The following is a 13,152-nucleotide window of genomic DNA, read 5'->3' as shown; positions in this document are numbered from 1 at the left end:
GGCCTGGACCGGCGAATGCCCCACCTGCCACCGCGAGTTACCCGCCGCACGCCAACCAGGGCACACCAGACCACTCCAGACTTAACGAAGTACTACTAGGCGGTCGCCCGCGAGGTGGGTGAGGTAGGCGGCGGCCATCTGGGAACGGCCCGCGTTGTGGACGCACACGAACAGCACGGACGGCTTGGTCTCAGACACGGGCGGAACCTTCCGGGGCGGCGGCCGGTGCAGTCGTCGGGGTGGGCTGGGGGAAGAAGCGGCGGGCGGCGAGGGCGAGCCCGGCCAGGCCACCCGCCTGGACCACCTCGGCGTCGAGGTCGCCACCACCGAGGACGTCACCGCCGCCACCACCCGGCTGAAGGACGCCGGCCTCGCCACCTTCGAGGAGAACGACACATCCTGCTGTTACGCCCTCCAGGACAAGGTGTGGGTCCATGGCCCCGGAGAGGAGCCGTGGGAGGTCTATGTCGTCAAGGCCGACGCCGACCAGCTCGGCAAGAGCCCCGTCCTGGACGGCGGCGCCTGCTGTGCCGGGCCGGAAGAGAGCGCCGATCCCGCGCCGGTGGCCGAGGGCTGCGCCTGCGAGAGCTGAGGGGCGCCCGCTCGCCCCTCGTCCCCCTGCCCCTGTCGGCGGCCGGGCTCGACACCACCGCGAACATGCTGGCTCTCGGTAGCTTCGCGCTGATGCACAACCCGGAGCAACTGGCCGCGCTGCGTGCTGATCCCGCGCTACGGGACAGCCCTTAGCCGCCCGCCGGGACGCGGGACTCGGTTCGCGAGGCCGTCGATCCGTGCCCTGCCGCGGCGATCGCCCTGTCGGACCCCGGTGCTCCTGTTTCGTAGGCGGTCGCCCGAGGACGGCCGCCGCCCGGCCCGCCGGGAGTCCCGAGCCGGACGCCGCTCACGTCAGGCTCTCCCGCCACGCCCGGTGCAGCCCCGCGAAACGTCCCGTGCCGGCGATGAGTTCGGCCGGGGAGCCGTCCTCCACGATGCGGCCGTGCTCCATCACCAGGACCCGGTCCGCGATCTCCACCGTGGAGAGGCGGTGGGCGATCACCACTGCGGTGCGGCCGTGCAGCACCGTGTCCATGGCCCGTTGCACCGCCCGTTCGCCGGGGATGTCCAGCGAGCTCGTCGCCTCGTCGAGGATCAGCACCGCCGGGTTGGCGAGCAGGGCGCGGGCGAAGCCGACCAGCTGGCGCTGACCGGCCGAGATCCGGCCGCCCCGCTTGCGTACGTCCGTGTCGTACCCGTCGGGCAGCCCGCTGATGAAATCGTGCGCACCGATCGCTTTGGCGGCCTGCTCGATCTCCGCGCGGGTCGCGTCCGGTCTGCCGATCGCGATGTTCTCGGCGACCGTCCCGGAGAACAGGAACGCCTCCTGCGTCACCATCACCACACCCCGCCGCAGCTCCGGCACGGCCAGGTCCCGCAGATCCGCGCCGTCGAGCAGCACCCGGCCCTCCGTCGGGTCGTAGAACCGGGCCAGAAGCTTGGCCAGCGTCGACTTGCCCGCGCCCGTCGACCCGACCACGGCGACGGTCTGCCCGGCCGGGACCGTCAGATCGAAGCGGGGCAGCACCTCCCCGCCCGTGCGGTAGGCGAAGCGCACCCGGTCGAAGACGACCTCACGGCCCGGGTGTTCACCCGTGCGGGCCGGCAGCTCCTGCGGGTTCGACGGCTCGGGGACGGACGGGGTCTGGGCCAGCAGACCCGCGATCTTCTCCAGCGAGGCCGCGGCCGACTGGTAGGAGTTGAGGAACATGCCGAGCCGGTCGATCGGGTCGTACAGCCGGCGCAGATAGAGCGCGGCCGCGGCCAGCACCCCGAGCGCCAGGGTGCCCGAGGCCACCCGGTACGCGCCCCACAGCACGATCCCGGCGACCGCCGTGTTGGCGACCAGCCGGGAGCCGACGACATAGCGGGCCATCTCCAGCATCGCGCTGCCGTTGGTCCACCGGTGCGTGTTGTTGAGGCCCTCGAAGTGCGCGTCGTTGACGGGCTCGCGGCGGAAGGCCTGGACGGGGCGGATGCCGTTCATCGTCTCCGCGAACTTCACGATGACCGCGGCGATCGCCGAGGAACGCTCGGCGTACAGCACACCGGCCCGCCGCTGGAAGCGCCGCACCAGCAGATACAGCGGGACGAAGGAGAGCACGGCCAGCGAGCCCAGACCGAAGTCCAGCCAGAGCAGCATCAGCGAGATGGCGACGAAGGACAGCACGACGTCGATCAGCTCCTGAAGCCCCTCGCTGAGCAGCTCCCGCAGCGACTCCACGTCCGTGGTGGAACGGGAGATCAGCCTGCCCGAGGTGTAGCGCTCGTGGAAGTCCACGCTCAGTGCCTGTGCATGACGGAAGATCCGCCCGCGCAGATCGAGCAGCGCGGCCTGGTTGACCAGCGAGGAGAGCCGTACGAACGCGTACTGCATGGCGCCGGCCGCCGCCGAGCACAGCGCGTACCCGACGCCCACCGCGACCAGGGGGCCGTAGTCCGCGTCCCGGAACGCGGGCACTGCGCTGTCGATGGCGTACGCGACGAGCAGCGGACCGGCCTGGGCCGAGAGCTGCTGGACCAGCAGCACCAGCGCGATCAGCGCCACCCGGGCCTTCATCGGGCGCAGCAGCGATCTCAGCAGGGCCCCGGTCGCACCGGGCGGGGTGGGCAGGTCGTCCCGGTCGAAGCGGTCCCCGGCGGCCTTGGAGCCCGTGGCGTCCGGCGCGTCCTCGGCGGGGGCGGCGTCCGCAGTCGTACTGGTCATCGGGTGCCCTTCTCGGCGAGGAGGTCCTCGGCGGACAGGTCGGGGAAGGAGTCCTCGGCGCCCGACATCAGCCAGGCGTACTCGGGGCTGCCGCGCAGCAGTTCCTGATGGGTGCCGACGGCGGCGATCCTGCCCTCCGAGAGCAGCGCCACCCGGTCCGCGAGCATCACCGTGGACGGCCGGTGCGCGACCACGATCGCCGTGGTCTTCGCCAGGACCTCCCGCAGCGCGGCCTCCACCAGCGCCTCCGTGTGCACGTCCAGCGCGGAGAGCGGATCGTCCAGGACCAGGAAGCGCGGCCGGCCGACCACGGCGCGGGCCAGCGCCAGCCGTTGCCGCTGGCCGCCGGAGAGGCTGAGGCCCTGCTCGCCGACCTGGGTGCCGGTGCCCTCGGGCAGATCGTGCGCGAAGTCGGCCTGGGCGATGGCCAGTGCCCTGCGCAACTCGTCGTCCCCGGCACCCTCGGCGCCCATCAGCACGTTCTCCCCGACGCTCGCCGAGAAGAGCGTCGGCTCCTCGAAGGCCACCGACACCAGCTCGCGCAGCCGCTGACGGGTCATGGTGGTGATGTCCGTACCGTCCAGCGTGATCCGCCCCGCGGTGGCCTCGTGCAGCCGCGGCACCAGGGCGGTGAGCGTCGTCTTCCCGGAGCCCGTGGCCCCGACCAGGGCCATCGTCTCGCCGGGGCGGATGCGCAGATCGATCCGGGACAGCACGGGCACGGAGCCGGGTTCCGCGTCGGGGTAGCGGAACTCCACGCCCTCGAAGACCATTTCGCCGTGTGACGGCCCGCTCTCAGGAGCCTGCCCGTCGGCGGCGGACGCGTCCTCCTCCTCGGCCACGTCCATCACCTCGAAGAACCGCTCGGTCGCCGTCGCCGACTCCTGACTCATCGCCAGCAGGAAGCCGATCGACTCGACCGGCCAGCGCAGCGCGAGCGCGGTGGAGAGGAAGGCGACCAGGGTGCCCGCGGAGAGGTCGCCGTCCGCGACCTGGACCGTGCCGAGCACCAGCGCCGTGCCGATGGCCAGCTCCGGGAGCAGGGTGATGGCGGACCAGATGCCCGCCAGCAGGCGGGCCTTGGCCAGCTCCGTGGTGCGCAGCCGCTCAGAGAGGGAGCGGAAGGCGAGGGCCTGGCTGCGGTGCCGGCCGAAACCCTTGATGATGCGGATGCCGAGCACGCTCTCCTCGACGACCGTCGTCAGATCGCCGACCTGGTCCTGGGCCCGGCGCGCCACCGTCGAGAACTTCTTCTCGAAGACCAGACAGATGATCATCAGCGGCACCGCAGGGGCGAGCAGCACCAGCCCCAGCGTCCACTGCTGCATCAGCAAGATGACGAAGCCGACCAGGATCGTCACCCCGTTGACCAGCAGGAAGGTCAGTGGGAAGGTCAGGAACTGACGCAGCAGCATCAGATCCGTGGTCGCGCGCGAGAGCAACTGCCCCGATGCCCAGCGGTCGTGGAACGCCACCGGCAGCCGCTGGAGATGCCGGTACAGATCGGCCCGCATCGCCGCCTCGACCCCGGCCAGCGGACGCGCCACCATCCACCGCCGCACCCCGAACAGAACCGCCTCGCCGATGCCCAGCAGCAGCAGATACAGCGCGCCGAGCCAGACCCCGCCGGGGTCGCGCTCCGCCACCGGGCCGTCGACGATCCACTTCAGGACGAGGGGGATCACCAGGCCGACGCAGGACGCGACGATCGCGACCAGCGCGGCGCCGAACAGCCGCTTGCGCACCGGCTTCACATAAGGCCACAACCGCAACAGGGACTGAACGGTGGACCGGTCCTTGGGCTCTGCATGTTCTTCGGGCATCGGAGTCGAGCCTACGGTTCACCCCGACGTCGCTCATGTGGTTTTTTTCGGCCGAGGGGTGGCGGCCGGGCCCGGAGAGCGCAGGTCGTAGCCCGTATCAACCGATCGGCTGATGCTCCTTCGAGCGCGATGGACGATGGTGCGCCGGCTCCCGCGACACGATGCTCGGGGCATGGCAATCATCGAAGTGAACGGGGTGCGCAAGGCGTACGCCGGGCGCACCGTGGTCGACTCAGTGAGCTTCGCCGTCGACGAGGGGGAGATCTTCGGGATCCTCGGCCCCAACGGCGCGGGCAAGACCACCACCGTCGAGTGCGTCGAGGGACTGCGGGTCCCCGACGCCGGCACGGTCCGCGTCGCCGGACTCGACCCCGTCGCCGACCACGACCGGGTCACCCGGCTGCTGGGCGCCCAGCTCCAGGAGAGCGAACTCCAGCCCAAACTCACCGTGGCCGAGGCGCTGGAGCTGTACAGCGCCTTCTACCCGGACCCCGCCGACCGGCGGGAGCTCGCCGAACGGCTGGGCCTGCACACCGCGTACGGCACCCGCTTCGCCAAGCTGTCCGGCGGTCAGAAGCAGCGGCTCTCCATCGCGCTCGCCCTGGTCGGCAACCCCCGGGTGGTGGTGCTCGACGAGCTGACCACCGGCCTGGACCCGCGGGCCCGCCGGGACACCTGGAAGCTCATCGAGGACGTACGCGACAGCGGCGTCACCGTCCTGCTGGTCACCCACTTCATGGAGGAGGCCAGGCAGCTCTGCGACCGGATCGCCGTCATCGACAAGGGGAAGGTCGTCGCCCTCGACACCCCCTCCGGCCTGATCGGCAGGGCGGGCGGCTCCACGGTCATCTCCTTCACCCCGTCGCGGCCGCTCACCGAAACCGAGCTGGAGCAACTGCCCGGCGCGGCCTCCGTGGAGCGCAGGGACGACCGGATCGACATCAGCGGCACCGACGAGACGGTCAACGCCGTGATCTCACTGCTGGCCCGGCACGGCATCACCGCACACCGGCTCCGCGTCTCGGAGGCGACGCTCGACGACGCCTTCCTCGACCTCACCGAACAGGCGGCCTGAGATGACCACGGCGAACCCGGCCACGGCCACCACGACATCCGCACCGGCATCCGCCCGCAGGGCGGTGCTCAGGTCCGAGACCCGGCTCTTCCTGCGCGAACCCGGCGCACTGTTCTGGATCGTCGTCTTCCCGACCGCGCTCCTGACGATCCTCGGCCTCATCCCCTCCTTCCGGGAGCACACCGACGAGCTCGGCGGCCGGCGCGTCATCGATCTGTACGTACCGGTGGCGGTACTGCTCGCCATGATCATGTCCGGGCTGCAGGCCATGCCGCCCGTCCTCACCGGCTACCGCGAACGCGGCATCCTGCGCCGGATGTCCACCACTCCGGTACGCCCCTCCGCGCTGCTCACCGCGCAGATCGCCCTGCACGGCGCCGCCGCCCTCGGCTCCGCCGCACTGGCGATGACCGTCGGGCGGATCGCCTTCGGCGTCGGACTGCCGGGGCAGCCCGTCGCCTACGCCCTGGCGCTGCTCCTGTCGACGGCGAGCGTGCTGACCCTCGGCGCACTGCTCTGCGCCCTCTCCCGTACGGCCAAGGGGTCCGCCGCCATCAGCTCGGTCGTGAACCTGCTGATGATGTTCACCGCCGGCGTCTGGATCCCGGTGCAGAGCATGCCCGACACCCTCCGGAACATCGTCCGGTTCACCCCGTTCGGAGCGGCGTCCGAGGCGCTGGACCAAGCGGCGTCCGGCGGCTGGCCCGGCTTCACCCAGCTCGGCGTGATGGCGCTGTGGACGGCACTGGTGACGCTGCTCGCGACCCGTCTGTTCCGGTGGGAGTGACCGCCGCGCCGCAGACGGGGAGACTGCTGCGATGAAGGCGTGGGACACGGCGACGGTGCACAGGAACGGCACGATGAGCGCCGAGCTGGGGTGGGAACGGTTCTTCAGGTACGGGCCCTACGGGCTCCTCGGCCTGAGCACGGTCGTTGCGGCCGTGAGCGCCCGGCTCATGATGGACCGTGCGGACGTGCACGCCGTCGTGGTGCTGGTGCCCGTCGCGCTGGCCCTCCAGCTCTGGTGGGGGCGGGTCGGGCCGACCGTTGTCCCCAAGTCGCGGGTGCCGCAGCTCTACTACGTCGCCCGCACCCTGATCGCCTTCGCGCTGACCTGGTGCAACCCGTTCTTCTCGGTGTTCGCGATCCTCGGATACTTCGACACCGGCCGGCTGCTCCCGAGACGGGCCACCCGCCCCGCGCTGCTGGTCACGGCCGCCATCATGGCGGGTGCGCAGTGCGGCAGCGGCCTGCCGCCGGTCTCCCTGATGAACTGGTTCGCCTTCGCCGCCCTGTTTGTCCTGCATGCAACCCTCACCATGGTCTTCGCCAAGATCGGCGACCGCGAGGCCGACCATGCCCGTACCCAGGTCGACACCATCGCCGCACTGGAGTCGGCCAACGCCCGCCTCGAACAGGCCCTGGCGGAGAACGCCGGGCTGCACGCCCAGCTCCTGGTCCAGGCCCGCGAGGCGGGCGTCGCCGACGAGCGCCGCCGGCTCGCCGCCGAGATCCACGACACCCTGGCCCAGGGCCTGGCCGGCATCATCGCCCAGCTCCAGGTGGTGACCTCGATCGGCGACACCGATCCGGCGCTGGCCCGGGTGCACCTGGACCGCGCCGCCGCCCTCGCCCGGCACAGCCTCGGCGAGGCGCGCCGCTCCGTTCACGACCTGGTCCCCGCCGCGCTGGAACACGACGACCTGCCGGGCGCGCTGAAGCGCACGGTCACCGACTGGGCGGAACGCCACGGAGTCCGGGCCGAGTTCACCGTCACCGGCACCGTCGAGCCGGTCCACGACGAGATAGCCGCCACCCTCCTGCGGATCGCCGGGGAGGCCCTCGCCAACGTGGGCCGCCACGCCGCGGCCTCCCGGGCCGGTGTCACGCTGTCGTTCATGGGCGACGAACTCACCCTGGACGTACGGGACGACGGCTGTGGTTTCGACCCGGCCGCCCTGGCGCCGGCCGGCGGTGCGGGCGGCTTCGGGCTCGGCGGCATGCGGGCCCGCGCCGAGCGCATCGCGGGCACCGTCGAGGTGGAGACGGAGCCCGGCGGGGGCACGGCCGTCAGCGCCCGGGTGCCCCTGGTCCGGCACAGCCGATGACCAGTACGGTTGACCCGCCATGGCCCAGGAATCCGCACGCGTCATCACACTCGTCGTCGTCGACGACCACCCCGTCGTACGGGACGGTCTGCGCGGCATGTTCGATTCGGCTCCGGACTTCGAGGTCCTCGGCGAGGCGTCGAACGGCGTGGAGGGGGTCGACCTGGCGGTCCGGCTGGACCCCGATGTCGTTCTGATGGACCTGCGGATGCCGGGCGGCGGCGGAGTCGCCGCCATCGCCGAACTGGCCCGGCGCGGCGCCCGGTCCAAGGTGCTGGTCCTCACCACGTACGACACCGACTCCGACACCCTGCCCGCGATCGAGGCCGGCGCGACCGGCTACCTCCTCAAGGACGCGCCCCGCGACGAGCTGTTCACCGCCGTCCGCGCCGCCGCCGACGGCCGCACCGTGCTCTCGCCCGCCGTCGCCTCCCGGCTCATCTCACGGGTGCGCACCCCCGCGGCGGGCAGCGAGTCGCTGTCGGCCCGCGAGCGCGAGGTGCTCGAACTCGTCGCGAAGGGCACGTCGAACCGGGAGATCGCCGCCGAGCTGTTCATCAGCGAGGCCACCGTGAAGACCCATCTCACCCATGTCTTCGCCAAGCTGGGCGCCAAGGACCGGGCCGCCGCCGTCGCGATCGGCTACGACCGGGGCATCCTCGGCTGACCCGGCCGCACCCGCCCCTGTTTTTTGCCCACCCCTGCGCCCGCACTCACGTTTCCCCCGACCGGCCCCCGTCGTTGGGGGGGACGTGAATCACGTAGCGATGAAGAAGGTGCCGAACCCGGCCGCCGTACTGACATGGGCAGGACTGCTCGTCGTGCTGGCCGTACTGACCGGCTGCTCCGGCGCCGGATCGATCTTCAGCGGGACGGCGGGCCCGCCGCAGGACGCGATCCGGGTCACCCCGAGGGACGGGGCGAAGAACATCGGCCCGGACGAACGGATCGCGGTGAAGGTCTCCGACGGCAGGCTGGAGAGCGTCGAGGTGACGCGGATCGAGGACGCGCGGCGCCGGAAGGTGCCGGGCCGGATCGCGGACGACGGCCGGTCCTGGGCGCCCCGGGACGGGGCGGGCCGGCTCGGCCTCGCCGCCAAGTACAGCGTGGACGCGGTGGCCGTGGACGGGTCGGGGAAACGTTCGGCCCGCCACACCACCTTCACCACGGCCGTGCCCGAACACCGCTTCATCGGCTACTTCACACCCGAGAACCGGTCCACGGTCGGCACCGGAATGATCGTTTCCTTCCACTTCAACCGGCCGGTCACCCACCGCGCGGCCGTGCAGAAGGCCATCCGGGTGACCGCCGTACCGCCGGTCGAGGTGGTGGGGCACTGGTTCGGCGGCGACCGACTCGACTTCCGTCCCGCCGCCTACTGGAAACCCGGCACCGAGGTGACCGTCCGGATGGCGCTGCGCGACGTGGAGGGCGCGCCGCACGTCTACGGCACCCAGGACAAGAAGATCGCCTTCCAAGTGGGCCGCTCCCAGACGTCCCGGGTCGACGCGGCCGCGCACACCATGGAGGTGCGCCGCGACGGTGAGCTGGTCGCGACCTTCCCGATCACGGCGGGCTCCGCGAAGACCGCCACGTACAACGGGAAGATGGTGGTCAGTGAGATGCACGACGTGACCCGGATGGACGGCCGCACGGTCGGCTTCGGCGGCGAGTACGACATCGAGGACGTTCCGCACGCCCTCCGGCTCACCGATTCCGGCACCTTCCTGCATGGCAACTACTGGTCGGACGAGGACGTCTTCGGCTCGGACAACGTCAGTCACGGCTGTGTCGGGCTGCGCGACGTACAGGGCGGCAGCAGCGACGCCCCGGCCGGCCAGTTCTTCGACCGGACGCTCATCGGCGATGTGGTCGAGGTCGTCAACTCCGCGGACAAACAGGTCGCACCGGACAACGGGCTCGGAGGCTGGAACCTGGACTGGACCCGCTGGAAGGCAGGTTCCGCCCTCCGCTGAGCCCCGTCGGCCGCCCCGGCCGGACACTTCTGGCGCCACCCGGTGAAGCCCTGGGACAACTTGGGACTGAACGGTGACATCCGAGGGGTCATTTCCTCACGGTCAGTGTGATTATCTTTCGCTGAGCGTGCATATGCAGCGCGCGGGGGAGGAGCCTTCGGGTTCCCGGGGCCATGGCGGGGCCAGGCCGTGTGAGGGGAGACGACCACATTGAACGGGCAGCCGATATCGGGGACATCGGCCAGGGCGAACGGCGTACGGGGCGGGCGAGGCTCCACCGGACTGCTGGCTCTGGTTCTGGGTGCGCTGCTGATGCTGGTGACGGCGTGCGGCGGAGGAGACGACGGGGGCAGCGGCAAGGGCGGTGCGGGGAAGGCCGAGGACACCTCCGCCTCGCAGGCCGTGGTGACCGTCGCGCCCAAGGACGGCGCCGAATCCGTCGCGACCAGCGGTGTGCTGAAGGTCTCGGCCGACCAGGGAAAGCTGACCACGGTCAAGGTCTCCGACCCCAAGGGCACCGAGGTCGAGGGGAAGATCGCGGCTGACGGCGCCAGCTGGACGCCCGACCAGCACCTGGCCGCCGCGACCAAGTACAAGGTCCACGCGGTCGCCAAGGACTCGGAGGGCCGTGAGTCGGCGAAGGACACCAGCTTCACCACGCTGGTCCCGCAGAACACCTTCATCGGGCAGTACACCCCCGAGGACGGCTCCACGGTCGGCGTCGGGATGCCCGTCTCGATCCACTTCACCCGCGGCATCACCGACCCGGAGGCGGTCGAGAACGCGATCAAGGTGACGGCCGAGCCGTCCGTCCCGATCGAGGGCCACTGGTTCGGCAACGACCGCCTGGACTTCCGCCCCGAGGAGTACTGGGCCGCGGGCACCAAGGTGACCGTGAAGCTCAACCTCGACGGCGTCGAGGGACGCCCCGGTGTCTATGGCAAGCAGGCCAAGACGATCTCCTTCACCATCGGCCGCAAGCAGGTCAGCACGGTCGACGCGAGCACGCACCGGATGACGGTCGTCCGCGACGGTCAGCAGATCAAGGACATCCCGATCACGGCGGGCGCCCCGGCGACCACCACGTACAACGGCCAGATGGTCATCAGCGAGAAGCTCAAGGTGACCCGGATGAATGGTGACACCGTCGGCTTCGGTGGCGAGTACGACATCAAGGACGTGCCGCACGCGATGCGTCTGTCCACCTCGGGCACCTTCATCCACGGCAACTACTGGGGTGGCTCCGGCGTCTTCGGTTCGACCAACACCAGCCACGGCTGCGTCGGTCTGCAGGACGTGCGCGGTGCGTGGAGCAAGAAGACCTCGGGGGCCTGGTTCTTCGACAACTCGCTCATCGGTGACGTCGTGATCGTGAAGAACTCGAACGACAAGACGATCCAGCCCGACAACGGCCTCAACGGCTGGAACATGTCCTGGTCGGAGTGGACCAAGTAGTCCTCCCGGCGAGCAAGGCGGAGCGGGCCCGGCGCTGTGACCAACAGCACCGGGCCCCCTGTCGTCGGCGGCGACGGAGCCCGCCCTCCCGATTACCGGGCGGGCTAACCTGCCTCCCATGACCGCAAATCTCGAAGTACGCGACGGCGTCGGCACGATCCGGCTGGACCGTCCGCCCATGAACGCCCTGGACGTCGCCACCCAGGACCGGCTGCGTGAACTCGCCGAGGAGGCGACCCGGCGCGACGACGTGCGGGCCGTGGTCCTCTACGGCGGCGAGAAGGTGTTCGCGGCGGGCGCGGACATCAAGGAGATGCAGGCGATGGACCATACGGCGATGGTCGTACGGTCCAAGGCGCTGCAGGACTCGTTCACCGCGGTGGCCCGGATCCCCAAGCCGGTCGTCGCCGCCGTCACCGGCTACGCGCTGGGCGGCGGCTGCGAGCTGGCGCTCTGCGCCGACTTCCGTATCGCCGCCGACAACGCCAAGCTGGGCCAGCCCGAGATCCTGCTCGGGCTGATCCCGGGTGCGGGTGGCACCCAGCGCCTGTCCCGGCTGATCGGCCCCTCCCGCGCCAAGGACCTGATCTTCACAGGGCGTCATGTCAGGGCCGAGGAGGCCCTGACGATCGGTCTGGTGGACCGCGTGGTGCCCGCAGCCGAGGTGTACGAGCAGGCGCACGCCTGGGCCGCCGGGCTGGCCAAGGGGCCGGCTCTGGCGCTGCGCGCCGCCAAGGAATCCATCGATGCCGGCCTGGAGACGGACATCGACACCGGGCTCACGATCGAGCGGAACTGGTTCGCCGGACTGTTCGCCACCGAGGACCGGGAGCGCGGAATGCGCAGCTTTGTGGAAGAGGGGCCGGGAAAGGCCAAGTTCCTCTGATCGAACGCAAGTTGGGCACAGACTGACACGGGTTCATCCGTGCGGGGGGATGGGCCGGGCCTTGAGAGAACCTTGAGGCCCAGCACCCCGATCGGCCCGCGCGCCATGCTCGAAGAGGGTATCCGTGCAGGTCAGAGGGGGTTTGAGGGCCCGCATTCTGCCGCTGGCATATGCCTACCCGCCTTCACGGAATGACATGCTCCGGGGTGCGGATTCCTTCGGAACGGCCCCGGCGTGTCGTTCTTGCGGCCATGATGGTGTTCATGGCGGGCCTGGAGGGTGTGGAGCAGCCGCGACCGCGCAGTGATGCGACAGCGGCGCGCTGTATGTCGGTCGTCGAGGACGAACGGACGTTCAAAGCGCTGGAGTTGTTCGGAAATCCGACGGAGGGGGAAGTCAGGCTTCCCTCCCGTCCGGAGTCCGCGGCCACCGCCCGGCGGCTCACCTCGTGCGTGATGCTCCGGCAGTGGGCGCTCTCCCCGCAGACCGCCGAGTACGCCGTGCTGCTCGTCTCGGAACTCGTCGGCAACGCGGTGCGGCACACCGGCGCGCGGGTCTTCGGGCTGCGGATGCTGCGGCGCCGGGGCTGGATCCGGATCGAGGTGCGCGACCCCTCGCGCGGGCTGCCGTGTCTGATGCCCGTTCAGTCGATGGACATCAGTGGCCGGGGCCTCTTCCTCGTCGACAAACTCTCCGACCGCTGGGGGGTGGATCTGCTGCCGCGCGGCAAGACCACCTGGTTCGAGATGCGGATCTCCGACCGCTGATCCGGCGGGCCCGCGCCCGGAACCACAGCAGCCCCCGGTCCGCCGTGGTGAGGCGCGTCGGGGGCTGCTGTGTGGGGACCGTGAAATGGGGGGTGTGTTCACGGCCGCTTGTGACGACCGGGCTCGGGTCATGCGGTCGTGTCACCGACTATGGCAGACGGGCGACCTCTCCGCCAAAAGTGCAATTGCTGCATTCGCTATCAAAGTGGGACATTTCTCATGCGAATCACAGGTGTGATGGGTCACTTGCCTGCAAAAGTGTGAATATTTATGGGATTCGGTGAATGATTCATTCGCGCCA

General features: G+C 70.6%; 11 protein-coding genes and 2 pseudogenes. 10 read left to right on the top strand and 3 right to left on the bottom strand.

From position 1 onward, the window contains the following. Positions 1-90: 90 nt before the first annotated feature. A pseudogene (locus tag ACWCQ6_RS27025) lies at positions 91-198 on the bottom strand (arsenate reductase/protein-tyrosine-phosphatase family protein); the annotation flags it as partial. A 46-nt stretch (positions 199-244) separates the two neighbouring features. Between ACWCQ6_RS27025 and ACWCQ6_RS27020 the strand changes: the two are divergent. After that, entirely contained in the window at positions 245-592 is a 348-nt protein-coding gene (locus tag ACWCQ6_RS27020) for a hypothetical protein (RefSeq protein WP_451093427.1), read from the top strand. A 26-nt stretch (positions 593-618) separates the two neighbouring features. Beyond that, positions 619-738: pseudogene (locus tag ACWCQ6_RS27015) on the top strand (cytochrome P450); the annotation flags it as partial. A 163-nt stretch (positions 739-901) separates the two neighbouring features. Here ACWCQ6_RS27015 and ACWCQ6_RS27010 read toward each other — a convergent pair. Beyond that, positions 902-2,761, bottom strand: coding sequence for an ABC transporter ATP-binding protein (locus ACWCQ6_RS27010; RefSeq protein ID WP_451093421.1), 1,860 nt, complete (start codon positions 2,759-2,761; stop codon positions 902-904). Next, the gene (locus ACWCQ6_RS27005; RefSeq protein ID WP_451093419.1) at positions 2,758-4,584 is read right to left on the bottom strand and encodes an ABC transporter ATP-binding protein; all 1,827 of its coding nucleotides are present in this window, start codon (positions 4,582-4,584) and stop codon (positions 2,758-2,760) included. The genes ACWCQ6_RS27010 and ACWCQ6_RS27005 overlap by 4 nt, the downstream gene beginning before the upstream one ends. A 172-nt stretch (positions 4,585-4,756) precedes the next feature. On the opposite strand from ACWCQ6_RS27005, the gene ACWCQ6_RS27000 reads away from it, so the two are divergent. From ACWCQ6_RS27000 to ACWCQ6_RS26965, 8 genes are all read left to right on the top strand, one after another. After that, positions 4,757-5,659, top strand: coding sequence for an ABC transporter ATP-binding protein (locus tag ACWCQ6_RS27000; protein ID WP_451093417.1), 903 nt, complete (start codon positions 4,757-4,759; stop codon positions 5,657-5,659). A 1-nt stretch (position 5,660) separates the two neighbouring features. Continuing rightward, positions 5,661-6,446: an ABC transporter permease gene (locus tag ACWCQ6_RS26995; RefSeq protein WP_451093415.1), complete on the top strand. Its 786-nt coding sequence runs from the start codon at positions 5,661-5,663 to the stop codon at positions 6,444-6,446. A gap of 31 nt (positions 6,447-6,477) precedes the next feature. Then, a complete protein-coding gene (locus ACWCQ6_RS26990; RefSeq protein WP_451093413.1) occupies positions 6,478-7,767 on the top strand; it encodes a sensor histidine kinase in 1,290 nt (429 codons plus the stop codon). 19 nt (positions 7,768-7,786) lie between these two features. Beyond that, a complete protein-coding gene (locus ACWCQ6_RS26985) occupies positions 7,787-8,434 on the top strand; it encodes a response regulator (RefSeq protein WP_451093411.1) in 648 nt (215 codons plus the stop codon). Between the two features lie 100 nt (positions 8,435-8,534). Then, complete coding sequence (locus ACWCQ6_RS26980; RefSeq protein ID WP_451093409.1) at positions 8,535-9,743, top strand: L,D-transpeptidase; 1,209 nt, start codon at positions 8,535-8,537, stop codon at positions 9,741-9,743. Positions 9,744-9,953: 210 nt separating this feature from the next. After that, positions 9,954-11,198 carry a L,D-transpeptidase gene (locus ACWCQ6_RS26975; protein ID WP_451093407.1) on the top strand — a complete coding sequence of 415 codons (1,245 nt, stop codon included), beginning with the start codon at positions 9,954-9,956 and terminating at the stop codon, positions 11,196-11,198. Positions 11,199-11,316: 118 nt separating this feature from the next. Beyond that, entirely contained in the window at positions 11,317-12,084 is a 768-nt protein-coding gene (locus ACWCQ6_RS26970) for an enoyl-CoA hydratase/isomerase family protein (protein ID WP_451093405.1), read from the top strand. Between the two features lie 251 nt (positions 12,085-12,335). Further along, a complete protein-coding gene (locus ACWCQ6_RS26965) occupies positions 12,336-12,851 on the top strand; it encodes an ATP-binding protein (protein WP_451093403.1) in 516 nt (171 codons plus the stop codon). Positions 12,852-13,152: the final 301 nt, after the last annotated feature.

It is taken from the genome of Streptomyces sp. NPDC001880, from assembly GCF_053594575.1.
This window is presented reverse-complemented; position numbering and strand designations above follow the sequence as displayed.